This window comes from Halocola ammonii, assembly GCF_049334165.1.
Lineage (GTDB): Bacteria > Bacteroidota > Bacteroidia > Flavobacteriales_D > Sanyastnellaceae > JBEGHD01.
Genome location: NZ_JBEGHD010000003.1, coordinates 160,861 through 184,787, shown reverse-complemented (window position 1 = coordinate 184,787; position 23,927 = coordinate 160,861). Strand labels below are relative to the sequence as shown.

The window sequence follows — 23,927 nt, the reverse complement described above, 5'->3', positions numbered from 1 at the left end:
AAATCTCAAAAGCCTTAGCTTTACCCGCTCTATGACGACAAAATCTAATCTTCTGCTCTTCTTTGTAGTTGGCTTTTTGCTGTTTTCCTGCACGGAAAATGCGGACAGCAACGAAATTGAAAATCCGGATGCTGCCGGGTTGAAAACCATTCGCCCGGAAATTGCCGAAGGGTTTTATTTCCAAAATCACGGAAGCTACGAAGAGCTTGTTTTGCTAGACCTCACTGGAGATACTACCGAGCAGCGGTGGATACTTTTTCCCAAAGATGGTGAATTGCCCGATTCGCTGAAAGACGAGCGTGTTTTGAGAACTCCATTGCAAAATATCGCCTGCCTCAGCACTACCCACACTTCCATGATTGCGAAACTCAATGCGCTCGATCAAATCGGTGGGATGGCTTACGCGGATTACGTTTTGAATCCAGAAGTAAAAACTCATTTGGAACAGGAAAAGATCAAGTCACTTTCTGGAGCTAATGGCATTGATCAGGAACAATTGATCGCTCTCGATCCGGATGCTTTTTTCATTTATCCTTACGAAAGGATGAACACCGAAAAGCTAGAGTCAGCGGGGATTCCGTGTGTCGATATTGCCGAATACCAGGAAGGTCATCCACTTGGTCGTGCCGAGTGGCTTAAGGTTTTTGGCAAATTGCTGGGTAAAGAACAGGAAGCGGATTCAGTTTTTTTGGCTATCAAAAAACGCTACGAATCACTAAAGAGTAAAGTAGCTTCGTCTTCCACCATCCCGAGTGTTTTCACCGGAAGCTACTCCAATGGAAACTGGTACGCACCAACCGGTGACAGTTTCATTGCCGTCTTCTTGCGAGATGCCGGAGCAAACTACATTTTTCGCGAAGCTGAAGGTCGAGACAACCTGACGCTCGATTTCGAAACGCTTTACAACAAGGCTTACGAAACAGATTTCTGGGGAAAAGTGGTGCACGAGGAAGGCGACCTGACACTGGAGAAAGTCCGCGAAAACGATCCCCGACTCACCACGATTAAAGCGTTTGAGGAAAAGCAAATTTTTTACTGCAACACCGCTGAGGCCGACTACTTTGGCGATGGAGTGGTGGAGCCGGAGCTGATTCTTGAAGATCTGATTGCTATCTTTCACCCGAATTATGTGGAAGACCACATTCCAAAATATTTCCAACTGATTGAAGAATGAAAACCGGTGGCAAACGTGTGCTGCTTTTTTCGCTGCTGATCTTTTCGGTAGTAGTTTTTGCTGTGCTCGAACTCGTAGCCGGCTCGGTTCACATTCCACTCGAAACGGTTTTTGAAACACTTTTTGGCTCTGAGTCTGTCGATCAACGCTGGCAGGTCATCATCTTTGATTCGAGGATGACCCGTGTTTGCACAGCAGCTCTGGCTGGAAGTTCACTGGCGGTGAGCGGTTTGCTGATGCAGACGTTTTTCTCCAATCCGCTTGCTGGTCCTTCGGTTTTGGGAATCACTTCCGGATCGAGTCTTGGAGTGGCACTTCTGGTACTTGCCGGAGGTGGAGCACTTTTTGGGTTTTCCTATCATCTTTCCATCGCCCTTGCTGCTATTGCCGGAGCTTTTTTGATTTTGATTGGAGTGATGCTCGTGGCACAGAAACTTCGTGATAACGTATCGTTGCTGATTTTCGGATTGATGGCTGGTTACCTGACTTCGGCTATCGTCACAGTTTTGCAATCGCGCACAACCAAGGAAGCACTGCAGGTTTTTGTCCACTGGGGATTCGGTACTTTCTCGACCACCTCGTGGAGCGAAATAGGATTTTTCGCCATTTGTGTTTTGCTGGGATTGCTGTTGGTTTTGACCTTGTTGAAATCGCTCAACGCCTGGATGCTCGGAGAGGATTACGCGGAAACTCTTGGCGTGTCGGTGAGAAAAACGCGCATATTAATTTTGGTCGCCACCGGGATTCTCACAGGTGTCACCACTGCCTTTTGTGGCCCAATCGCTTTTCTCGGGCTGGCCGTTCCGCACCTCGTTCGGGGACTTTTTCATTCAGCTGATCACAAAATTTTAATTCCCGGAGTGATTTTGACCGGGATGGTTTTAGGTCTCGGCTGCGACTGGATCAGCCGAATGCCGTGGTCTGAAAGTAGCTTGCCGCTCAATGCGGTGACTTCGCTGGTAGGAGCGCCAGTGGTGATATGGATTATTTTCATGCGAAACAGAAGGAGGAGCGCGCTGTGAAGAAGTTTCTCGAAATAAAGGATTTGACGGTCGGCTTTTCAGAAAATGCCAGGTTGATCAACGACTTCTCCGCTGAAGTTTCCCATGGAGAACTCATCGGGCTGGTGGGGAAAAACGGTGCCGGGAAAACGACCTTTCTCAAGTCCGCTTTGGGACTGATCAGTACTTTGGGCGGAGAGGTAACCCTCAATGAAAAATCGATGAGCTCGATTTCTGCCAGAACGATGGCGAGGAATGTTTCGGCTGTTTTTACTTCGCGGACTGCACCTGGAAATCTGGATGTTTTTACAGCAGTGTCTCTAGGTCGACAGCCTTACACGAATTGGTTGGATAGGCTTTCTGACGAGGATAAAGGAAAGGTGACCAGTGCCATGGAGCGCACGGGAATCCAGCACATGGCAGAAAAGCGCCTCGATCAGCTCAGCGATGGGGAACGTCAGAAAGTTGCTATCTCGCGGGCTTTAGCTCAGGACACGCCACTCGTGATCATGGACGAACCGACAGCTTTTCTCGATTTCACGAGCCGTGCAGAAATCCTCTTGCTTCTGCGACAACTTGTTGAGGAAACAGGTAAGACGATTCTCTTTTCCTCTCACGAACTCGACCTTTCTTTACAAATTGCTACCAGAATTTGGCTGGTGGACCATCACAGCAAAAAGCTGATCGACAACACGCCAGACAAGCTTTCCCAATCTGGAAACCTCGAGCGAATTTTCGGCAGTGAGAAAGTGAACTACGACCCTGAGAAAAAGAGATTCTTTTTGAGGGGAGAGAGTTGAAATATTGAGAGATTAAGCTGAATTAAGCCTTAATTCCTTCATGGTTAAACTATGCTTAGCTGAGCGCTTTGCGCCTTATGCGTCTTATGCGAGAAACAACACTTCGCAAGACGGAATAGCCCGCGCAAAGTCGCCAGGACCGCAAAGTTTTGCCTATCTCATAAAAATATACCTGGTGATGAAAATACCGTTACCATCATCTTTTCCAGCTTCACTTTCCACTCCACCAACTACGTGTATCAGTTCCCAGCCTTCAGCCAACATCGAAGTGAGTTTCGATGAAATCATGGCATCGTTTGAAGCGATGTTTTGGAAATTGATCCCTACGCCACTGTAAAAGTTGAGCAGTTTAGTCTCTTCGAAATTGTCGATCTTGAGGTCCTTTCTGCGGACTTTTCCCTGATCTGAATCTTTGCCTTCGGTACGCTCCGTAGTGAATTGCTCGGTATCAACCTCTTGTTTTGAGTCGATGATTCTAGAGCGACCAATTCCCATGGGAACGATAGATTCCACCACAGTGATTACTTTAACTTCTTTAGTTCTATTTTCAGAAGATTGAGCCTGAGATTGGATTGTGAATGCTGACAAGCACAAAATAGCCAAGAGTAGATTTTTCATCTTTTATGTTATTGAATTTGAGTGTAAAGATCTGCGTAAAAGAATTAGTCTGGTCATTTTTAACCATTTTTTTGGATTTACCGAAAATTGAATTAAATAACTGGTAAACAGTTTAATATGTAGTGAATTGAACGCCAATTTATTTGGTTAAAGTCTTCCTCTGAGCATTCAGGGATTAATTTCCAAACCAATGTACATTACCAGTTGTTATCTAAGGTTTAAACCAAAAGCAGAAAAATTTGCAATGTCTCGCGTGCAGGTATTTTTTATAACACTGACGATCATTTTACTCCTTGTCGATCTATACGCCTTCAAGGGAGTTTGGAATTTGAGCCGCAATGCCTCATCAGTATGGAAGTCGGTGTGGCGCTGGGGTTACTGGATCCCGACCCTGGTGACAGTTTCCGGAATGACCTACATCTTTTTCAATTTTAGCGAAATGGCCGAGAAGCGAGAATTCGGTTTCGCCTATTGGCTGGTGGCTTTCACGATGGTTTTTTTCGTACCCAAGCTTTTCTTTTCTGCCTTCCACATTGTTGATGATTTAGTCCACCTTGGACGTTGGGTTGTAGCTAAATTCCAACCTCAGGCGACAGGCGATGGGGTAAAAATAAACCGTCTTCAGTTTATAAATCAGGCAGGATTGGCGGTGTCTGCAGTGGTTTTTGCGGGGATGTTTTACGGAGTGACCAGTGGGCGATTTGCTTTTCGGTTTATTAAACAAAAGCTGAGTTTTGTCAACCTACCTTCAGTCTTTGACGGAATGCGAATAGTCCAAATCAGCGATGCACACCTCGGTAGTTTTTTGGGAAAGGGGAAAGAGGAAGTGGCCAAAGTCTTTGAGAAAATCAACCGACTAAATCCCGACCTGATTTTATTTACCGGAGATATGATTAACAACTATGCCTCCGAGTCGGATGAGTGGGTTGAGCTATTTTCAAAACTAAAGGCAAGCGAAGGGAAGTACGCGATTCTCGGCAATCACGACTATGGCGATTACGTAAACTGGCCCGACAAAGAAGCTCGTAGCAAAAATCTCAACAACCTGAAAAGGAATATCTCGAAAATGGGATTCAAATTACTTCTCAACGAGAATGTGTCCATCGAAAGGGATGGCCAGCGAATTTCTCTGTTGGGAGTTGAAAATTGGGGAGTGGGCTTTCACCGCTATGGTGATTTGCAAAAAGCCAAATTGGGTGTTGCTGAAAACTCTTTTAAGATCCTAATGAGCCACGATCCCACGCACTGGGAAGAGCGAGTTGTAGGCAAAGAAAAAATTGATCTCACGCTCAGCGGCCACACTCATGGCATGCAGTTCGGGCTGGAAATTCCAACTCTGGGAATAAAGATCAGTCCCGCCCGGCTGCGCTACAAACACTGGGGTGGACTCTACAAGGAAAACGGACAGCACATCTACGTCAACCGTGGCTTCGGCTATCTCGGCTTCCCGGGTAGAGTAGGGATGCCACCGGAAGTGACGGTGTTCGACATTTTTCGCAAAGCTTAATAAATAGAATTGCGAGCCAGGATAGACTTGTAAGAATTGGTCAATCCTCGACCTGATTGATTTGACAAGGCAGAATAAATGGGGTACTTTAAACAATATTAAGTGTTATGTATTTTAACTTGTTAGAACTAAAAATATGATCATGCGTCTTCCCTATAAGTTTTTTCTGATTTTAATAGTATGTGTTCTTTTATCTCCTTTCAACAGCCAGTCTCAAAATTATTGGAACGAGTTATTCGAAAATGAATACCATAATGATGAGACTGATGTGAAAATCCATCCGACCATGATTGTTCCTCGTGAAGATCACATTTTGGCCATATGTCAAGGGAGTAAAACATTTGTTCAAAGTCAACTTGCGATTTTTAAAATTGGCTATGACGGTAGTTTAATCAGCTCTGCAAAATATCCAGATCCGGGAATTTCCGAAACTCTTCTTGTGGGGAATCATAAGTACACGCAAATAACATCTTTCGTCAACTCAGAAGACGAAGTAGTTACACTCCTCAAATACGTGCCCCTTGGAGATAATGAAGATGGTTGGTATGAAGTGGAGTATAGACTAGCTAAATGGGATGATAATTCTGATTCACCAATAGAGCTTATAGATGTGCCATCATTAAATTATTCTTCGGAGAATTTATATGGTGTATATGGTGCTTGTGAAATGGAAGATGGTTATCTGTATTCAGGTCGCGTTATCGAAAATAATCAACCAGTTTATGGCGAACCAATTGGAATGCTCACGAAAATAGATGAAGAGACAGGTGAGGAGATTTGGATACAAGAGTATCCTTCTGTAGCGAAGGTTCAATCTCTTCAATTGGATGATGAGGGAAATATATGGGCTCTTGGCATTGCAAACTATGACATTCCGAATGAATCTAGTTTTGAGAATATCAAGTTCGTTATAATGAAATTAAATAGTGATGGAGAGCTTCTCAAATCACACGAATTTGGGGGAATTGCCGAAGATGGAAATGCCAGAATAATTTTGGAAGACAACAGCGTAGTTGTCGGAGGAGTGACATCAGTTCAAGCGCCTCCAATCGGCAACGGCTTAAGTTTTGAGCAGCGGTTTTTTATTTCTCGTTTCCAGGAAACAGAAGATGGTTTTGAAGAACAAGAAATGTATGTCCTTGACGGAAATGTACCAGATGACTTTGACGGTATTTACTATCCTGAACCAAGTAGTGAATGGTTCGACAAGTCTAATTTGTACAAGTTTGAAGATTCCTATTACCTGGCAGGTGAGTCAGACATGTCGGGCATAATTATCAAGTTTGATCAAGATTTTAATATCGATTGGATAGATAACTACGCTGGCTCACCTTCAATTTCGGTAAATGATTTCTCACGTAGCAGTATTCGCGCTCTTATTCCTATTGATGAAGGTGGCTTTTTGGTAGCTGGCGATGTAACCAGTTATCTAAATGTGACTTCCACAAATTCTTCAAGTCATCAATCTCTTTGGATGATGAGGGTTGATGCTCAGGGCTGCAGTTATCCAGGATGCAGGACCACAGCTGTGAATGAATTTGACAGGGAGAAAGGAAGGGTTCTTACTGCATTTCCCAACCCAACAAACAAGGAGGTTAACATAGTTTTTAACCTGACTAGTCAAGAAAATTCAGCTGGAGTTAGAGGAGAATTGAGCATGTATAGTAGCCGTGGGAAAGAAGTTCTCAGTCGAGAGTTCACCGATGTTGACTCTTCTACTCCGGTAAAACTGGATGTGTCGACTTTAAATTCGGGCCTTTACTTTCTCAAATGGCATGACGAAGAAGGGAATATTGAATCCCTCAAATTGGTTGTACAATAAAATGCTCAGATCATGGCGTTGGACTTTCTTTTTTGATTACGATATTTGTCAGCTATACGTTTTGCAAAAACGTGAGCCATAATATCAAAATCAAACACCCATGTCAGACGATAAGAAGATCATTTTTTCTATGGTGAAGGTCAACAAGACCACACCGCAAGGAAAACATATTCTAAAGGATATTTACCTCAGCTTCTTTTATGGAGCCAAAATCGGAATCATCGGTCTCAACGGATCTGGTAAGTCAACAGTCCTCAGGATCATTGCTGGTCTTGATGAAAGCTATCAGGGAGATGTGGCCTGGTCTGATGGTTATTCAGTTGGCTTTTTACCCCAGGAGCCAAAACTCGATCCCGAAAAAACGGTCCGCGAAGTAGTGGAAGAAGGCACAGCTGAAACGGTGCAGGTGCTCAAAGAATATGAGCAGATCAATGAAAAGTTCATGGATGAAGAAATCATGAACGACCCTGATAAAATGCAAAAGCTGATGGATCGCCAGGCGGAAGTGCAGGATAAAATTGATGCGCTTGATGCATGGGAGCTCGATACAAAACTGGCCATCGCCATGGATGCGTTGCGCTGTCCGCCAGAAGATCAAAAGGTTGCCGAACTCTCTGGAGGGGAAAGAAGGCGAGTGGCACTTTGCAGACTTCTGCTTCAGCAGCCAGATGTTCTTCTTCTCGATGAGCCTACCAACCACCTCGATGCAGAATCGGTACAATGGCTTGAACAGCACCTCGAGCAGTACAAAGGAACCGTACTTTGTGTAACTCACGACCGTTACTTCCTAGACAATGTAGCCGGGTGGATTCTAGAGCTCGACCGCGGAGAAGGAATTCCGTGGAAAGGAAACTACAGCTCCTGGCTGGAGCAAAAGTCTACCCGTCTGGCTCAGGAAGAGAAGCAGGAAAGCAAGCGCAGAAAAGAACTCAACCGCGAGCTCGAGTGGGTGAAAATGAATCCGAAAGGTAGGCATGCTAAGAATAAGGCCCGATTGGCGAACTACGAGAAAATGCTCAGCGAGGAAGGCAAGGAAAAAGAAGCACGACTCGAAATTCCGATTCCAAACGGACCGCGTCTGGGCGACAAAGTGATCGAAGCCAACCACGTTTCCAAAGCTTTTGGAGACAAGCTACTTTTTGACGACTTGAATTTTTCTCTACCACCAGCCGGAATAGTTGGAGTTATCGGACCAAACGGTGCCGGAAAAACTACACTCTTCAAAATGATTATGGGAGAAGAGCAGCCCGACAGTGGGGATTTCGTAATTGGCGAAACGGTGGAAATCGGTTATGTCGACCAGGCTCACAAGGACCTCGATCCCGAGAAATCGATCTGGGAAGTGGTATCCGGAGGAAATGAGATTGTAGAAATCGGTGGGAGAAAAATTAATTCCCGTGCCTACGTCAGCAAATTCAATTTTAACGGATCGGATCAGCAAAAGAAAGTTGGAGTTTTGAGTGGTGGTGAACGAAATCGACTTCACCTGGCGATGACGTTGAAAACCGAGGCCAACGTGCTGATGCTCGATGAGCCTACCAACGATATCGATGTGAACACGCTACGTGCACTCGAAGAAGGGATTATGGACTTTGCCGGATGTGCTGTGGTGGTTTCTCACGACCGTTGGTTCCTCGACAGAATTTGTACGCACATTCTGGCTTTTGAGGGCGATTCTCAGGTTTATTACTTTGAGGGAACGTATTCAGAATACGAAGAAAATCGCAGGAAACGCCTTGGTGATGAAGGTCCAAAACGAATTAAGTACAAGAAACTGGTGAAATAGAATCGATCTATTTTGCAGCACTCCATTTCCGCCACATCACAAATGCGGAAATTAAAAAGATGACTGACATCAGAGCCAGCGCGAGATACGCAGAGCCGAGTTCTGATCCATTGATGGAGTAGGACATTGCTGCCAACAGAATTGCATTGGCAATATTCATCACTCCACTCATTGAAAATGGGCTGATTCGCACAAAAAACTGAGTGAGCAAAGTTGCAGCTCCGAATGAAACCAACAAGATTCCCCAAATTGGGTAACTTTCGAATAGCACGGTGAAGAACCCGAGTGCGAACATAATTATTCCGCTAATTGGCAAAACTCTCCTTTCTAATCTGTGATGTTTTTCGAGTGGTTTGGCTTCCATGTAAAATCTGATTTGGTTATTAAGTCGTAATTAGTGCGGCAAAGAGTATTCCGAGTGGTGGATTGCCGAGCGTGCTTTATATCTGACTAATCACAGAGTGAAAGTTGTAGAGGAAATTGCACAGCTGGGTGGTGGTCAGTCACATTGATCAGAGTTGCCCTGGGCGCTTTTGTCGGTAATTCATTCGGTATAATTTTCGGTAAGGTAAAAGAAAACAAAAACAGCAATGACCATTTTAGGCCATCTTATTAAGAGCGCAATTTCCCTAAAGAAACAATTTGATACGGGTAATGAAAACCCCATTGAAGACCAAAAAGAACAGTTGAGAGAACTGTTGCAAAAAGCAGAAAACACACAGTTCGGCAGGCACTACAAATTCTCTGAAATTCTGGAGTCAAAAGACTTAGAAGAATCTTTTCGGATAAGTGTTCCTCTGCACGATTATCGCAAAATCCACGATGAATGGTGGTACCGAATTGAAAATAATGAAGAAAATGTGACCTGGCCTGGATCAGTGGATTTTTTTGCACGAACCAGCGGAACAACGGGAAGCGAAAGCAAGAGAATTCCTGTGACACAGGACATGATAGAGTCCATCAGAAAGGTGGGAGTAGAGCAGGTGACTGGACTTTCAAATTATGACTTGCCTGCGGAGATGTTCGAAAAAGATATTCTGATGCTCGGAAGCAGCACGGACCTGACTGAAACGGAACATTGGAAGGAAGGCGAAATCAGCGGGATCTCAGCTGGTAACATTCCATTTTGGTTCGAGCCTTACTACAAGCCGGGAAAAGAAATTGCTGCCATCGAAGACTGGGATGAAAGAGTGAAGGAGATTGCCAAACGAGCACCGGAATGGGATGTGGGCGCGCTTTCGGGAATCCCTGCCTGGATTCTACTGATGCTTAAGGAAGTCATCAAAGAGCACAACCTAAAATCCATTCACGAGATTTGGCCCAATTTGTCGCTTTTCGCATCAGGTGGTGTGGCATTCGATCCCTATCGCGAAGAGTTCGAAGCAATCACAACAAAACCACTTGCTGTGCTCGACACTTACCTGGCTTCTGAAGGGTTTTTCGCATACCAAAACAGGCCAGAAACCAAAAGCATGAAACTGGCGACTAATGCAGGGATTTACTTTGAGTTTATTCCGTTTGACGAGCGTGGGTTTGACGAGTTGGGAAATGTAAAAGACCAACCTGTGGTTTTGGGACTTGATGAGGTAGAGGAAGGTGAGGATTACGCCCTCGTTGTTTCTACTTGTGCAGGCACCTGGCGCTATCTTATTGGTGATACCATTCGTTTTTCCAGTCTCGAACACTTCGAAATTGACATCACCGGTCGCACGAAGTTCTTTATGAATGTAGCAGGTTCGCAGTTATCAGTTGAAAAAACCGATGAGGCCATTTCTGAGCTAGAAACTAAGCTCGACATTGACGTTACAGAATACGTTTTGGCCGCTGTAAAAAATGATGACGGTACTTTCACTCATCACTGGGTGCTTGGCCTTGAAGGCGATCTCGCTGAAGCCGAAGGTGCCGATCGAGTTCTGGATAAAATCTTAAAGAAGAAGAATAACAACTACAAGGTTGCCCGAACCAAGGCCCTTTCTGAAGTAAAAGTCGACTCTGTTCCTGTCTCGAAGATTTACGATTGGGCCGGTGCCACCAAGAAAAAAGGAGGGCAGGTGAAAATTCCAAAAATGATGAAGCAAGATCAATTTGAGGAGTTTCTGGAAATTGTTTCACCAAAAGCTCCTGTCTGATTTGCATTCCATCAGTTAGCTTCCATTTGATGGATCATAGCCAGTGTCTCCTCCGGTGAGAGGTAGATGTTCTTGATTTTGTTCTTGTATTTTTCTGAAATACTACTGTGGTCGAGAATGTAGTTTTTGGTTTCTAGGATGAAATTTCCAAGCCCGTGTTCAATCGCGAAAAGATCGGCAACCTTTTCACTTCCGACTCTGTAGCGAGCAGAAAACAGGTATCCAATGCCAAATTTCACTAACTGCCAATTGGACTTTTGTTCGTAGTCCATCACGTGGCCAAGTTCGTGTCCAATCCACCCAACTAAGACTTCGTGAGGCATGTCCGCTATACGAATTCCATTTTCAAGATCTACGTTGTTGGAGATTTTGATGGTGTAGCCGCGCTTCCTAACTGATCGAAAAAGAAAGTTAGGCAAGGGTTGTGCAAACATTGTGGAACCCACTGTTTTTTGAAACTTGAATACAATCTTCTTGTGGTCTAGTTCCGGGTAATGCTGCAATGCTTCGATGCATGCATCCTCGATTTGGGATGGAATGATTTTGTTATTTAAAATTCTCTCAGTCTTGTTTTTAGTCATACTGTGCCAGCCTCTTCGCTGCTAATCTCTTCTAGTTCTAACAATTCAATTTCTTTCTCCAGGTCTTTCTTTTCTTTCGTGTTTTGAAGACCTTTCACTAAAAACACAATAACGAGCACTTTGATCAAAATTCCTTTGTAGGCACTGGAAGGGTCTGACAAAATAATTCCTAGCTGTAAGGTTCCGTAAAGTATCAGGGAAAATAAAATCCAACCGAAGGGATTCCTGTAAAACATGATGGCGGATACTAAGAAAGAAACTGCTATGAATATGTCCAGTCCCACCACAATCCAGAAAAGAAGCGGATCCTGACCAGCAAACTGATACCCTTCGTAAATTGTGACAATTCCAAAAAGTGCTGCCAAAACGTAAAGCACGATCCTCGCCCGATTGAGTTTCTTGTTGACTTTTTCCAGTTTCTGTTGTCGGGCTTTTACTCTTAGGTCGGAACTGGAACCTGGTTGGATCGACTGCTGGTTTTCGTCCAGCAAAGTGTCTCTATTCATAGTTTGATTCGTTGAGGTTTAGACCCTCAAAGATATCGTTATTTCTAATTTCTGGAGACATCTCCAACGGAGCACTGCTGAGATCGGTAATGTTGACTTCCATTGGCCCGAGTTTTTGCCTTACAGGAATTTTTGCTCCGGTTTCGAGTGTTTCCCATTCCACAATCTTGTTTTTTATACCTCCAACAGGAATTACACTTACCCACAGTTTACAGGATGTCGGTAAACCATCTTCATTCAAAATCCACAAGTAGGAATCACCTGGAGTGGATCCACCAGATTTAAAAGTGGTAAGCAGCCCTCGACCTTCCTCAACTTCTACCACCGCAAATCTATCTGCTGCAGAAATCGATTTTGCCGGACCGTTCAGCCAAAATGAATCGTTGTTGAAGTAGCCGATAGCCTTTTGAATGGCTTCTTCTTTTTCATTACCCTCAAGATGCTTTCCAGAGCGCAATGCACTTCCGGTTTGAGAAGGAGTATGCAGAAAAACCGTTGTCTCGCCCCACTGTGCTTTCACGATCTGCGTCTTTTTATCCCACCAGTATTCGTGCACATCTTCAAACTTCCAGTGAACGAATCGGGTTTTTTCCCAGGCATCAAAATTTATTGCAGATGCCATTTCTGTTGCGAGCTCAGTAGCTTCCTGACCTTGATCTCCCTCCGGCAGTTCTTCATCGTAAATCAAGAACAGGATGAAACCAACCGCAACGATTAGCAACAAAATGATACCGAGAAACTTTAAAAACTTCTTCATTCTTTTGTGAGCTTGTTGATGTATTAAGTTTATAAACAATGAGATGGAATCGTGTTCAATCAATCTTTTGCCCACAGCAATAAATTCTATCTTTGCCCTTCAACACAATTAGAAAAAATCTATGGGTTGGTTTAAAAGAATTAAGTCTGGTATCACTACCAAGACAAGTGATAAAAAAGAAATACCAGAAGGACTTTGGTACAAGTGTCCGTCTTGCAAAAGATTGATGACTTCCGAAGATCACGGTAAAAACTTGTGGGTTTGCGATCACTGCGATCACCACGAGCGGATTGGCTCCAAAGAGTACTTCAAACTGTTGTTCGACAATGGAAAGTTCAAGGAGCTACACGCGAACTACGCATCGGCAGATCCACTCGAATTTGAAGACACAAAGCCCTATCGCCAGCGACTAAAAGCAACACAAGAAAAAACCGGTCTCAAAGATGCCATACGGTCGGGCTTTGGAGAGCTCGATGGAGAAAAAATTGTCATCTCAGCGATGGATTTTAAATTCATTGGTGGATCGATGGGCTCCGTGGTAGGTGAGAAAATTGCAAAGGCAATTGATTACGCCATTCGCGAGAACTGTCCTTTTATTTGCATTTCAAAATCTGGTGGTGCTCGCATGATGGAGGCTGGATTTTCGTTAATGCAAATGGCAAAGACATCAGCAAAGCTCACCCAGTTGGCTGATGCAAAGTTGCCATACATCAGTTTGTTGACTGATCCGACTACAGGCGGAGTCACGGCTTCATTTGCAATGCTCGGAGATTTGAATATTGCCGAACCTCACGCGCTCATTGGTTTTGCTGGTCCGCGTGTTGTGCGCGAGACCATAGGTCGCGATTTACCAGAAGGTTTTCAGCGATCAGAGTTTGTCCTTGAGCACGGTTTCCTCGATTATATCGTTCACAGAAAGGAGCTTAAAAAGAAGTTGGCTCTTTCCCTGAAAATGTTGAAAGTAGATCGAGCAGTCTGAAAAAATGTATTACATTTGCAGCGCTGTTTTGAAGGAGGCAAAGTGTTGCCGCCATACTAGTTTTCAGGTAGTAAGCTCGAGAAATGCCTCACCACCTGATCGTTAGAAATTTAGAGCAGCATACATAAAAATCATTTTAACAATATTGGCATGTATCTAAGTACAGAAAAGAAAAAAGAAATCTTCGCCAAGCACGGCAAGTCAGAAACCGACACGGGATCTGCAGAAGGGCAAATTGCTCTTTTTACTCACCGCATCAGTCACCTTACTGAGCACCTGAAGAAAAACAGGAAAGACGCAAACACACAGCGTTCGCTAGTTAGACTGGTTGGTAAAAGGAGAGATCTCCTCAACTACCTGATGAAAAAGGATATCAACAGATATCGTAGCATCGTGAAAGAATTGAAATTGAGAAAATAAGCGATTGAGCAAATCGGTTTCAAAATATTGAGCAAAAGGGGCAATTGATTACAATTGCCTTTTTTGGTTTTTAGCAGTACGACACATAGACGAATAAATATAGACGAACAAGAAGATGAATTACGAATTGAAATCAAAGACCATCGACATTGGAGATGGCAAACAAATCACTATTGAAACCGGTAAATTGGCGAAGCAAGCCCACGGATCTGTTGTAGTGAGAATGGGCGACACGATGTTGCTCGCCACTGCAGTTTCCAACCGCGAAGCTGCCAATGTAGATTTTCTGCCGCTCACGGTAGACTACCGCGAAAAATTTGCCGCTGCGGGAAGGTTCCCGGGTGGATTCTTTAAGAGAGAAGCACGTCCTTCGGACTCAGAAATATTAATCATGCGCCTGGTCGACAGAGCCTTGCGCCCACTTTTTCCAGACGATTATCACTCTGAAACTCAGGTGATGATCCAGCTGATGTCTTCGGATCACGAAAACATGCCAGATGCACTTGCCTGCCTCGCGGCATCTTCGGCAATTGCTGTAAGTGACATTCCTTTTGGAGGGCCGGTATCCGAAGTTCGCGTAGCGCGCATCGATGGCAAATTTGTTATCAACCCTACTTTCGAGGAGGTTGAAACTGCCGACATGGAAATGATCGTTGCCGGAACTGAAGAAAACGTAGTAATGGTAGAAGGTGAGATGGCCGAAGTGTCTGAGGAAGACATGATTGAAGCCATCGAAATCGCACACTCAGCTATCAAAGTACACTGCAAAGTTCAAAAAGAACTTGCCGCCATGGTAGGAACGTCTCAGCCAAAACGCGAGTACGATCACGAAGATCGCGATGAAGATCTTCAGAAAAAAATCATGGATGAGTACTACCAAAAGATTTACGATGCAGCCAAGAAAGGCGCTTCGAAATCAGATAGAAAAGAAGCTTTTTCAGCTCTTAAAGACGAGTTGCTAGAGAGCTACTCAGAAGAGGAGATCGAAGAAAAAGGTAAACTCATCAAAAAATACTTTGGTCAGGCTCAGAAAAAAGCCATTCGCGATCTCGTTTTGAACGAAGGCGTTCGTTTGGATGGTCGTGGACCAAAAGACATTCGTCCAATTTGGACAGAAGTCGACTACCTTCCGGGAACTCACGGTTCAGCAATTTTCACCCGTGGTGAAACACAATCGCTGACTACCTTGACACTCGGTTCTAAACTCGATCAGCAAACAATCGATACAGCATTGAGCTCTACATCTGAGCGTTTCTTGTTGCACTACAACTTCCCTCCATTTTCTACTGGAGAAGCTTACCCAATTAGAGGAGTCAGTCGAAGAGAAGTTGGTCACGGAAACCTCGCTCAAAGAGCACTTAAGAGAATGATTCCACCAAAAGACGAATGTCCTTACACAGTTCGTTTGGTTTCAGAAATTTTGGAGTCCAACGGTTCGTCATCAATGGCAACTGTTTGCGCAGGTACCCTCGCCATGATGGACGGTGGTATCCAGATCAAAGCTCCTGTTTCTGGAATTGCCATGGGATTGATTTCAGACCCTGAGACTGGTAAGTACGCTGTTCTTTCAGACATCCTTGGAGATGAGGATCACCTCGGAGATATGGACTTTAAAGTGACCGGAACTGAAAACGGAATCACTGCATGCCAGATGGACATTAAGATTGACGGACTTTCAGCAGACTTGCTTCGCGAAGCGTTGATGCAAGCCAGAGATGGTCGTCACCACATCCGCAAGGAAATGCTGAAGCCACTTCCAGAACCTCGCGAAGATTACAAACCGCATGCACCACGCATGGTTTCTTTCACTATCCCTTCAGAAATGATCGGACCGGTGATTGGCCCTGGAGGAAAAATCATTCAGGAAATTCAGTCGGAAACCGGAACTGTTATCACCCTCGAAGATCAGGACAACCACGGATTGGTAGAGGTTTCAAGCTCAGACAAAGAGTCTTTGGATGCAGCAGTGAAGCGCATCAAAAACATCGCATTCCCTCCAACAGTAGAAATCGGAGAGGTTTACGAAGGAAAAGTGAAGTCGATAATGCCTTACGGAGCCTTCGTAGAAATTCTTCCTGGAACAGAAGGACTTCTTCACGTTTCGGAGCTTGAGTGGCACCGAGTGGAGAACGTAACTGACGTTCTGAAAGAAGGAGAGATGGTGAAGTTCAAGGTAACTGGCCGCGATCCAAAGACTGGAAAAGTGAAGCTTTCGAGAAAAGTTTTGCTCGAACGTCCTGAGAGAAAAGACAAACGTCCAGAAAACAATTAATTGAGATTTAAAAAACTGTTCGGTTCTCACTCATTGTGAGGACTGAACATTTTTGATTAAGGTTTATTTTAATTTAGAATGTCACATTTTGCATAAGCTTACGTTAAGCTTAATGTTAACGAAGTGAATAATTCTTTAAAATCCTGATGTAACTTAATATATGAGACAGTTAAAAATCACCAAACAGGTTACCAACAGGGAGACAGCATCGCTGGATAAATATTTGCAAGAAATCGGTCGGGTAGACCTCATCACTGCTGAAGAAGAAGTTGAACTAGCAAGACGAATTAAGCAGGGAGATCAGGTAGCACTCGAAAAACTCACAAAAGCAAATTTGCGATTCGTAGTTTCTGTGTCTAAGCAATATCAAAACCAGGGGCTTTCGCTTCCGGATTTGATTAATGAAGGTAACCTGGGGTTGATCAAAGCCGCACAGCGTTTTGACGAAACCCGGGGGTTCAAGTTTATTTCTTATGCCGTATGGTGGATTCGCCAGTCGATTTTGCAGGCTCTTGCCGAGCAGTCCCGAATTGTGCGACTCCCACTCAATAAAATTGGTTCGATCAACAAGATCAATAAAGCTTTTGCCCGTTTGGAGCAAGAGTACGAGCGTCCTCCTTCTGCAGCAGAACTTGCTGAAGTTTTGGAGATGACACTCGATGAAGTGAAGCAGTCACTGAGAAATGCCGGAAGGCACGTTTCTATGGATGCGCCACTGAAAGATGGTGACGATAGCTCAAGCAACATGTACGATGTGTTGCAAACAGGTGAGTCGCCTTCTCCAGATTTGGACTTGATGAACGAATCGCTGCGCAGAGAGATTGAAAGATCGCTCCGCACACTTACCACTCGAGAAGCAGACGTTATCCGCCTTTACTTCGGACTCAATGGAGAACATCCAATGACACTTGAAGAAATTGGTGAGCGCTTTGACCTTACCCGAGAAAGAGTAAGACAGATTAAAGAAAAAGCAATTCGAAGGTTGAAACACACCTCGAGAAGCAGAATTCTGAAATCTTACCTCGGTTAGAAAGAATCCCAGATTCATAAATTTTTGAAAGCCCCGGGCCAAAAGCTCTGGGGCTTTTTTATTGAAGCAAACCGGACAATATCAGAAGGCTTCTTCCGTAATCTTATCAACTCGATTTAAAACAATTATTTCTTCGCATCTTTGGGCCTTATGAAAGCTACTTCGATTTGGGTATTATTCACCGTGGCACTCATGGCAGCTCTTTTGACCAACTGCCGCAAAGAGACCTTCATAACAGATTCTTCAGCTAAATTGGCTTTTTCGACTGACACTGTACTCTTCGACACTGTTTTTACCTCTGTTGGCTCTGTGACCAAAACGCTGAAAGTTTACAACAACAATGACGACAGGATCAAGATCTCGAGTATTCAACTGGCTCAGGGTTCTGACTCTCCGTACCGGATCAATGTAGATGGCATCTCAGCTGATTTTCACGAGGATGTTGAAATTGCGGCTAACGACAGCATGTTCATCTTCGTAGAAGTTACCATCGATCCGACAAAAGTTGATTTGCCGTTTGTTGTTGAAGAGGATATACTTTTCAATACCAATGGCAACGATCAAAAAGTTAACCTGGCGGCCTGGGGTCAAAATGCCTACTTCTACGGATCTTCTAATGCACTCACAGTTTTGCCCGATGGAGAGGTGTGGAATGCTGACAAACCCCACGTCATTTACGGAGTAGTGGCAGTCGATTCTGCAAACACGCTTACGATCAATGCCGGCACTCAAGTGCATGTGCACGCCAACAGCGGCCTTTACGTTTACAAAGGATCGCTGAATGTAAATGGTGAGTTTGGAAATGAAGTCGTTTTTCAGGGCGATCGACTTGAGCCACTCTACTCTGATGAGCCAGGTCAATGGGGTTTCTCTAGCGGTGGCCAAACCATTGGCGGGATCTATCTCTTCCAAAACACAGCCAGCTCTGTGAACTATGCCATTATCGAAAATGGAATTATCGGACTCCACGTAGACACCGTTGGCAGTGCCACAGAAAATGCATTGACGCTCACCAACACCAAGATTAGAAATATGTCGGCCATCGGGCTCTTCGCCAAACGGTCGCGAATTTCGGGCTATAACAACCTAATTACAAATTGTGGGCAAGCCTGCGGAGCATTCACACTTGGAGGAGAATATAAAATGGACTACTGCACTTTTGCCAACTACTGGCCATTTGACAGTCGACAAGATCCGACTTTTGTGATGTCTAACTTTTTCACGGATGCAAACGACAATCTGCAGGTAAAACAGTTTACAGAAACCAGATTTAGAAACTGCATCATGTACGGCAGCAACGCCAATCAGAATGACTTCAATGAATTCGTTGTTGTCCTGGAGAACGAGGAGATGCAAGATTTTGAGTTTAGCTACTGTCTGGTAGATACAGATGAGAATGTCAGTAATTCTGACGGATACTCAAACATGACCAATGGCATTGCCCCGACTTTTGTTTCTCCCGGAAGCGGAGACTTTCATTTGTCTTCAGCGCCTTCGGCTATGCAGGGAACTCCAGAGGATATGCCAACAACACTAGATCTCGACAATCAATTTCGAGTATTCCCACCAGAAAAAGGCTGCTACGAATTTGTGAACTAGCACTCTTCGCTAAAACCTTTTATCAATTTTTACAGTATACAGGGACAGGTAAAAAAGCCTGAGCTCTTGTGTTTTGACAATCAGTGAATAAGATTGTTGAATCCAATATCAGTAATACCTTTGACACTAAGCAATTACTTTGTTAATTGCATACAGACCAAATACCTGTAACAATGAACAGTATAAAATTCTTCACCCTAAGAGTTTCTGTATTTGCCTTTGCGGCCGCACTAATTGTCTCTTGTGCCGAGCCCTCCTCAGAGGAAAAATCATCAACAGAAAAGCCTGAGAAATCCGAACAAGAATCGGATTCACTTTCGAGTACTCGTTCTGTAGTAAAATACCAGGGCGAAATTTTCAGCATTCCATCTCCGGTGCAATCAGTGATGTTGCTAAAGAAAGCAGATATTCGATACAATGAAGATTTGCTCAATGATGTTTCAAATTCAAGTGAGTACATTAGGGAGTATAAGAAGGCACTCAACCTCGGAGTGTACGGAACCGATCTGGCATATCTCGCCAACTTCGAGAACAATCAGCTTAGCTTGAAATATCTGACGACTATTGAAAGTCTTTCCAGCGACCTCAATATCCAGAGTGCTGTAAGCCAGGATATTTTGGAGCGGTTCACGAATAACATTGGAAATCGCGATTCACTTTATGCGCTCAATGGAGAGTTTTACAGAGCAGGTTATCGCTATCTCAAGCAGAATGAGCGGAATAAACTTGCGAGCCTGATTCTTACTGGTGGATGGATTGAAGCACTTCACCTTTCGCTCGATGCCGCTCAGAACAGTGAGCTGCTTCGAAATCGCGTGGGCCAGCAGCGTTCGGCACTCAACAGCATTGTGAAGCTCACCCAAAGCGTAGAAGAAGAAGAGTTGATTGAAATGAACAAGAAGCTCACTGAGCTGCAATCGATTTTCGAGGAGTTGGAGTACACTTATGAGTATCAAAAGCCGATTACCGATCAAAAAGAAAAAACGACCTACATCAACAGCAAGAGTAGCGTAACCGTTACTGATGAGCAGTTGAAAAGAATAAAAGAAAAGACGAACGAGATCCGTGAAATTATAATTTCATAAAGCCATGAAGACAACCACCCTCACCATATTTTTGCTTTTCTTGCTAGGAGCTGCAAGCGGTGCATTTGCACAATGCGACAGTTTTGCGGAAGATTGCGATGAACATTTCTCCGAAGCCTTCATCAGCGATGGCCAGGAATACCGTGCGCTCTTGCACAGCGATCAAACCGCTGTTTTCGAATCTACACTATTTGGTAGCAACACCTATCGAATTGCTGCCTGTAGCGGAAAATCTGACGGAAATTTAATTTTTTCCATTTACGATCAGGAAGGAAATCTGATCTTCACTAACGAGGAGTATTCGAATGCCCCCTACTGGGACTTTGCTGTTAGTTCAACAGTGAATGTCACCATCGAGGCGCACCTCGATCCTAACAAAAGTGAATCGGGATGTGCAGTTTTACTAATTGGCTTCAAGAAATAACCGATTAGGTAACCTTTTTCTCCAAAAATCGAAAACAATATTGCCAGGCAGCCTCGCACTATCTCGAGGTGATGCCCCAGGATAATTATGTAAATAAATGAGTGCAGGAATTCTAAGAGCTTTAATGCAACTTTTCGCGATTATCGCCCGCGGTGGCGAAAATCAGGGAAGCACAGGCCGTGATGTGGTCGCGATATTTTTGCGTCAGCAACTCAACAGAGAGCTGGTGAAAAAATATCTCGAGCTCTACGATCAGTTCGTGGAAAAGCATCATCGTAAATCGCGCAACAAGGAAGGCTCTAAGAAGCAAACCTCAGTTAACTCTGTGAAGGTGCTGAAGATCTGTGCTCAAATCAACGAAGAGCTCGCGCACAAGGAGAAGATTTTTGTACTGATCCGACTCCTGGAATTTATCAATGCCATAGCAGATGCGGGCGAACAAGAATGGGAATTTGTCGACACCGTAGCTGACTCGTTCTACATTGATCCGGAAGTTTTCGAAAACAGTAAGAAACTCATTGCGCTTACAGCAAATGAAGTCGCTGACCACAAGGAATTTCTGTATATCGATGGTTCTGAACAATGGGGATGTGAGTCGGCAAAACACATTTATGCCGAAGGCCTTGAAGGGCGTTTGGTATTTTTTAGAATCGCAGAAGAGCACATGTTTTTCTTGCGATTTTTTGGTCCCGATAGTTTGTTCCTCAACGGTCAGGTGCTGAGTGATGAACGAAGTCACGTTTTCAATCAGGGTGCCAGTATTCGAGGATCTAAGATTTCGCCCATCTACTACAGCGATATCATTCGCAGCTATCTGGAAGACCGCGTAGAATCGGGTATTTCTTTCCGGGCTGAGAATGTCTCCTACTATTTTAAAAGGAATAACACCCAGGCACTCCACCAATTGAATATCACCGAAGAATCGGGCAATCTCATTGGGATAATGGGTGGGTCGGGAAGTGGTAAGTCTACTTTGCTCAATGTGCTTAATGGGAACTACACGCCCACTTATGGAAAGGTAACGATTAACGGAATTGACATCCACAATGAGTCTGAAAAGATCGAAGGTGTAATCGGTTACGTTGCACAGGACGATTTGCTGATAGAAGAGCTCACGGTTTTTCAAAATCTTTATTACAACGCCCAGCTCTGTTTCGACAAGAAATCTGACGAAGAAATAACAGACGTGGTCAATGAAACGCTTCAGAGCCTGGGGCTGTTTGAGGCCAAAGACCTCAAAGTAGGGTCGCCATTGGACAAAACCATCAGTGGAGGACAGCGAAAGCGATTGAACATTGCGCTGGAGTTGATTCGTGAGCCATCTGTGCTTTTTGTGGACGAGCCAACATCTGGACTCTCCTCACGCGATTCTGAAAATATTATGGATTTGCTCAAAGAGCTCACACTCAAGGGCAAGCTTATTTTTGTGGTGATCCACCAGCCATCTTCCGACATCTTTAAGATGTTTGACAAACTCTTTTTGCTCGATCAGGGTGGATATCCAATTTACTACGGAAACCCAGTTGAGAGTATCATTTATTTCAAGAAACTCGTTAACCACGCAAATCTGCAAGAGAGTGAATGTGCTCGCTGTGGTAATGTCAATCCCGAGCAGATTTTCAATATCATCGAATCGAAAGTTGTGGACGAATACGGGCAGTTGACTGACCATCGGAAAACAACACCGCAGGAGTGGAACAACTTTTTCAATGTGATGATCGGGAATCAACTGGAGCCGGAAGAACAGGTTGAAGAGACTCCCAAGTCAGCATTCAGCATACCTGATAAACTGAAGCAATTCAAAGTTTTTCTCCAGAGAGATGTTTTGAGCAAGATCAGTAACAGGCAATACATGCTGATCAACTTTTTGGAAGCCCCATTGCTCGCCCTAGTCTTGAGTTTTTTTATTAAGTACTATTCGCACGGCAAAGCCGGAAGTGCAGAATACATTTTTCGCGAAAGTGAGAACATACCTCAGTACCTATTTATTTCTGTGATTGTTGCGCTTTTTCTCGGGCTCACAGTTAGTGCTGAGGAAATTATCCGCGACCAGAAGATTTTGAACCGAGAGAAATTTCTCAATCTAAGCCGCGGCAGCTACTTGCTTTCAAAAATCGGGATCATGTTCACCATTTCGGCTATCCAAACGCTTTCGTTTGTGGCCATTGGGAACTGGATTTTAGAAATTCAAGGGATGACTTTCAGCTACTGGCTGGTGCTTTTTAGCACGGCTTGTTTTGCCAATCTTCTCGGACTCAATATTTCTGCTAGTTTCAACTCGGCCAAAGTGATTTACATTTTGATTCCGATTTTGATCATCCCACAACTATTGTTTAGCGGGATCATCGTGAAATTTGATAAGCTGCATCCAATTTTTTCGAAAGAGGATAGCGTACCGCTGATCGGAAACGTGATGGCCTCGAGATGGGCTTACGAAGCTCTCGCTGTAAATCAGTTTAAAAACAACGAATTCGACAGTCATTTCTTCAACTTCAATAAAAAATTGAAGTACTTCAACTGGAAAAAAGATTTCTGGGTTATGGAGCTAAAGAACAAAACTCTGGAAGCACAGAGAATTTTAGAAGATGGTGGAGATGAGGACCAACTGAGGTACAACCTTCTGGTATTGAAAAACGAGCTCAACAAGGAATCTGAAAAAGTTGATGACTACAAATTTGATCTTATCGATCAGCTCGCTGTTGGCAAAGCCACTGAGCAAACTCTTGATAAGGTGCTGACAGATCTCGATCTGCTTTTTGATTATTATGTAAAGAACTACAACCTGGTTTCTGAAAAGAAAGAGGATCAGATTGCCGAGATGACTGCTACCGATGAGGACCGGGAAAATTTCTTGAAGCTCAAGGATAGTTTCAGCAACGAAAGCCTGGAAGAGTTTGTGACCAACAAGAATGAAATTGAAGAAATCGTAGAAGAAGGTGGGGAGCTCGTTCAAAAGAGTAATCCGGTTTATCTTGACCCTTACAATTCCAACCTGCTCTCAGCACACTTCTATGCACCATCAAAATTGTTGTTTGGTAACCAAGTAACCACCTTCTCAGCCAACTTGCTCGTCATTTGGTTGATGACGTTAGGCTTTGCTATTCTGCTTTACTTCAACGGGCTACACTGGTTCATCGATCGAATCACTACCTGTTTCTCAGCATTCGCCAGTTTATTTAAGAGAAAGGAAAAAGTAGGATAAGCCAATCGTTTACTAACTCAAAAATTATAAGAGATCTAACCTTCTTCACTGATTGTGAAGGAGGTTTTTTTTGGAGAGAATTAGATGTTTGTTGAAGCCTTGAAGTCAATTTCTTCGGACCGTTTAGCGCAAAATTGAGCTCATTCAATGACTCGTGGCTGCACATAGAATTGACTCTAGCTTACGTGCTGTAAGTTTTCTTGTGAAGGGAGAAAGGAGAATAGTAGAAAAGAAA

20 protein-coding genes are annotated in these 23,927 nt (G+C 44.0%); 15 read left to right on the top strand and 5 right to left on the bottom strand.

All coding sequences use genetic code 11. From position 1 onward, the window contains the following. Positions 1–31 precede the first annotated feature (31 nt). From ABHV44_RS04550 to ABHV44_RS04540, 3 genes are read left to right on the top strand one after another with little or no spacing between them, the layout of a single operon-like run. Positions 32–1,174, top strand: coding sequence for an ABC transporter substrate-binding protein (locus ABHV44_RS04550; RefSeq protein WP_459073476.1), 1,143 nt, complete (start codon positions 32–34; stop codon positions 1,172–1,174). After that, positions 1,171–2,196, top strand: a complete 1,026-nt coding sequence (locus ABHV44_RS04545; protein ID WP_459073475.1) for an iron chelate uptake ABC transporter family permease subunit — start codon at positions 1,171–1,173, stop codon at positions 2,194–2,196. The genes ABHV44_RS04550 and ABHV44_RS04545 overlap by 4 nt, the downstream gene beginning before the upstream one ends. Beyond that, positions 2,193–2,975: an ABC transporter ATP-binding protein gene (locus ABHV44_RS04540; RefSeq protein ID WP_459073474.1), complete on the top strand. Its 783-nt coding sequence runs from the start codon at positions 2,193–2,195 to the stop codon at positions 2,973–2,975. Before ABHV44_RS04545 ends, ABHV44_RS04540 begins: the two co-directional genes overlap by 4 nt. Before the next feature lie 153 nt (positions 2,976–3,128). Here ABHV44_RS04540 and ABHV44_RS04535 read toward each other — a convergent pair whose 3' ends face one another. Next, positions 3,129–3,593 carry a hypothetical protein gene (locus ABHV44_RS04535; protein ID WP_459073473.1) on the bottom strand — a complete coding sequence of 155 codons (465 nt, stop codon included), beginning with the start codon at positions 3,591–3,593 and terminating at the stop codon, positions 3,129–3,131. A 253-nt stretch (positions 3,594–3,846) separates the two neighbouring features. Here ABHV44_RS04535 and ABHV44_RS04530 point away from each other — a divergent pair, with 253 nt between their 5' ends. The 3 genes from ABHV44_RS04530 (at position 3,847) to ettA (ending at position 8,708) form a co-directional block, all read left to right on the top strand. Further along, positions 3,847–5,100 carry a metallophosphoesterase gene (locus ABHV44_RS04530; protein ID WP_459073472.1) on the top strand — a complete coding sequence of 418 codons (1,254 nt, stop codon included), beginning with the start codon at positions 3,847–3,849 and terminating at the stop codon, positions 5,098–5,100. A gap of 142 nt (positions 5,101–5,242) precedes the next feature. After that, a complete protein-coding gene (locus ABHV44_RS04525; protein WP_459073471.1) occupies positions 5,243–6,922 on the top strand; it encodes a T9SS type A sorting domain-containing protein in 1,680 nt (559 codons plus the stop codon). A 100-nt stretch (positions 6,923–7,022) separates the two neighbouring features. Beyond that, positions 7,023–8,708, top strand: coding sequence for an energy-dependent translational throttle protein EttA (gene ettA, locus ABHV44_RS04520; RefSeq protein ID WP_459073470.1), 1,686 nt, complete (start codon positions 7,023–7,025; stop codon positions 8,706–8,708). A gap of 7 nt (positions 8,709–8,715) precedes the next feature. On the opposite strand, the gene ABHV44_RS04515 is transcribed toward ettA, so the two are convergent. After that, positions 8,716–9,072: a hypothetical protein gene (locus tag ABHV44_RS04515; RefSeq protein ID WP_459073469.1), complete on the bottom strand. Its 357-nt coding sequence runs from the start codon at positions 9,070–9,072 to the stop codon at positions 8,716–8,718. 226 nt (positions 9,073–9,298) lie between these two features. Between ABHV44_RS04515 and ABHV44_RS04510 the strand changes: the two genes are divergently transcribed. After that, entirely contained in the window at positions 9,299–10,837 is a 1,539-nt protein-coding gene (locus ABHV44_RS04510; RefSeq protein WP_459073468.1) for a GH3 family acyl-acid amido synthetase, read from the top strand. An 11-nt stretch (positions 10,838–10,848) separates the two neighbouring features. On the opposite strand, the gene ABHV44_RS04505 is transcribed toward ABHV44_RS04510, so the two are convergent. Genes ABHV44_RS04505 through ABHV44_RS04495 form a run of 3 tightly spaced genes read right to left on the bottom strand, consistent with a single transcriptional unit; the run spans position 10,849 to position 12,681 of the window. After that, positions 10,849–11,418 (bottom strand): hypothetical protein, encoded by a 570-nt coding sequence (locus ABHV44_RS04505; RefSeq protein WP_459073467.1) that lies wholly within the window; start codon positions 11,416–11,418, stop codon positions 10,849–10,851. Further along, entirely contained in the window at positions 11,415–11,924 is a 510-nt protein-coding gene (locus tag ABHV44_RS04500) for a hypothetical protein (protein WP_459073466.1), read from the bottom strand. Before ABHV44_RS04500 ends, ABHV44_RS04505 begins: the two co-directional genes overlap by 4 nt. Then, positions 11,917–12,681, bottom strand: a complete 765-nt coding sequence (locus ABHV44_RS04495) for a hypothetical protein (RefSeq protein ID WP_459073465.1) — start codon at positions 12,679–12,681, stop codon at positions 11,917–11,919. Before ABHV44_RS04495 ends, ABHV44_RS04500 begins: the two co-directional genes overlap by 8 nt. A gap of 121 nt (positions 12,682–12,802) precedes the next feature. Between ABHV44_RS04495 and accD the strand changes: the two genes are divergently transcribed. The 8 genes from accD (at position 12,803) to ABHV44_RS04455 (ending at position 23,692) form a co-directional block, all read left to right on the top strand. Continuing rightward, positions 12,803–13,660, top strand: a complete 858-nt coding sequence (accD, locus tag ABHV44_RS04490; protein ID WP_459073464.1) for an acetyl-CoA carboxylase, carboxyltransferase subunit beta — start codon at positions 12,803–12,805, stop codon at positions 13,658–13,660. 150 nt (positions 13,661–13,810) lie between these two features. Further along, positions 13,811–14,080 (top strand): 30S ribosomal protein S15, encoded by a 270-nt coding sequence (rpsO, locus tag ABHV44_RS04485; RefSeq protein WP_459073463.1) that lies wholly within the window; start codon positions 13,811–13,813, stop codon positions 14,078–14,080. Positions 14,081–14,195: 115 nt separating this feature from the next. Continuing rightward, on the top strand, positions 14,196–16,352 hold the full coding sequence (locus tag ABHV44_RS04480) for a polyribonucleotide nucleotidyltransferase (RefSeq protein ID WP_459073462.1): 2,157 nt from the start codon (positions 14,196–14,198) through the stop codon (positions 16,350–16,352). A gap of 160 nt (positions 16,353–16,512) precedes the next feature. Next, entirely contained in the window at positions 16,513–17,382 is an 870-nt protein-coding gene (locus ABHV44_RS04475) for a sigma-70 family RNA polymerase sigma factor (protein ID WP_459073461.1), read from the top strand. A 150-nt stretch (positions 17,383–17,532) separates the two neighbouring features. Continuing rightward, positions 17,533–18,981: a hypothetical protein gene (locus ABHV44_RS04470; RefSeq protein WP_459073460.1), complete on the top strand. Its 1,449-nt coding sequence runs from the start codon at positions 17,533–17,535 to the stop codon at positions 18,979–18,981. 173 nt (positions 18,982–19,154) lie between these two features. After that, positions 19,155–20,066, top strand: a complete 912-nt coding sequence (locus ABHV44_RS04465) for a hypothetical protein (protein WP_459073459.1) — start codon at positions 19,155–19,157, stop codon at positions 20,064–20,066. A 4-nt stretch (positions 20,067–20,070) separates the two neighbouring features. Beyond that, positions 20,071–20,490, top strand: coding sequence for a hypothetical protein (locus ABHV44_RS04460; RefSeq protein WP_459073458.1), 420 nt, complete (start codon positions 20,071–20,073; stop codon positions 20,488–20,490). Between the two features lie 97 nt (positions 20,491–20,587). Further along, on the top strand, positions 20,588–23,692 hold the full coding sequence (locus ABHV44_RS04455; protein WP_459073457.1) for an ATP-binding cassette domain-containing protein: 3,105 nt from the start codon (positions 20,588–20,590) through the stop codon (positions 23,690–23,692). Positions 23,693–23,927: the final 235 nt, after the last annotated feature.

Excerpts from the sequence above, each read along its gene's own strand:
- ABHV44_RS04550 (WP_459073476.1), top strand. The coding sequence starts at position 32 with ATGACGACAAAATCTAATCTTCTGCTCTTCTTTGTAGTTGGCTTTTTG.
- ABHV44_RS04545 (WP_459073475.1), top strand. The coding sequence starts at position 1,171 with ATGAAAACCGGTGGCAAACGTGTGCTGCTTTTTTCGCTGCTGATCTTT.
- ABHV44_RS04535 (WP_459073473.1), bottom strand. The coding sequence starts at position 3,593 with ATGAAAAATCTACTCTTGGCTATTTTGTGCTTGTCAGCATTCACAATC.
- ABHV44_RS04525 (WP_459073471.1), top strand. The coding sequence starts at position 5,243 with ATGCGTCTTCCCTATAAGTTTTTTCTGATTTTAATAGTATGTGTTCTT.
- ettA (WP_459073470.1), top strand. The coding sequence starts at position 7,023 with ATGTCAGACGATAAGAAGATCATTTTTTCTATGGTGAAGGTCAACAAG.
- ABHV44_RS04515 (WP_459073469.1), bottom strand. The coding sequence starts at position 9,072 with ATGGAAGCCAAACCACTCGAAAAACATCACAGATTAGAAAGGAGAGTT.
- ABHV44_RS04510 (WP_459073468.1), top strand. The coding sequence starts at position 9,299 with ATGACCATTTTAGGCCATCTTATTAAGAGCGCAATTTCCCTAAAGAAA.
- ABHV44_RS04505 (WP_459073467.1), bottom strand. The coding sequence starts at position 11,418 with ATGACTAAAAACAAGACTGAGAGAATTTTAAATAACAAAATCATTCCA.
- ABHV44_RS04500 (WP_459073466.1), bottom strand. The coding sequence starts at position 11,924 with ATGAATAGAGACACTTTGCTGGACGAAAACCAGCAGTCGATCCAACCA.
- ABHV44_RS04495 (WP_459073465.1), bottom strand. The coding sequence starts at position 12,681 with ATGAAGAAGTTTTTAAAGTTTCTCGGTATCATTTTGTTGCTAATCGTT.
- accD (WP_459073464.1), top strand. The coding sequence starts at position 12,803 with ATGGGTTGGTTTAAAAGAATTAAGTCTGGTATCACTACCAAGACAAGT.
- rpsO (WP_459073463.1), top strand. The coding sequence starts at position 13,811 with ATGTATCTAAGTACAGAAAAGAAAAAAGAAATCTTCGCCAAGCACGGC.
- ABHV44_RS04480 (WP_459073462.1), top strand. The coding sequence starts at position 14,196 with ATGAATTACGAATTGAAATCAAAGACCATCGACATTGGAGATGGCAAA.
- ABHV44_RS04475 (WP_459073461.1), top strand. The coding sequence starts at position 16,513 with ATGAGACAGTTAAAAATCACCAAACAGGTTACCAACAGGGAGACAGCA.
- ABHV44_RS04470 (WP_459073460.1), top strand. The coding sequence starts at position 17,533 with ATGAAAGCTACTTCGATTTGGGTATTATTCACCGTGGCACTCATGGCA.
- ABHV44_RS04465 (WP_459073459.1), top strand. The coding sequence starts at position 19,155 with ATGAACAGTATAAAATTCTTCACCCTAAGAGTTTCTGTATTTGCCTTT.
- ABHV44_RS04460 (WP_459073458.1), top strand. The coding sequence starts at position 20,071 with ATGAAGACAACCACCCTCACCATATTTTTGCTTTTCTTGCTAGGAGCT.
- ABHV44_RS04455 (WP_459073457.1), top strand. The coding sequence starts at position 20,588 with ATGAGTGCAGGAATTCTAAGAGCTTTAATGCAACTTTTCGCGATTATC.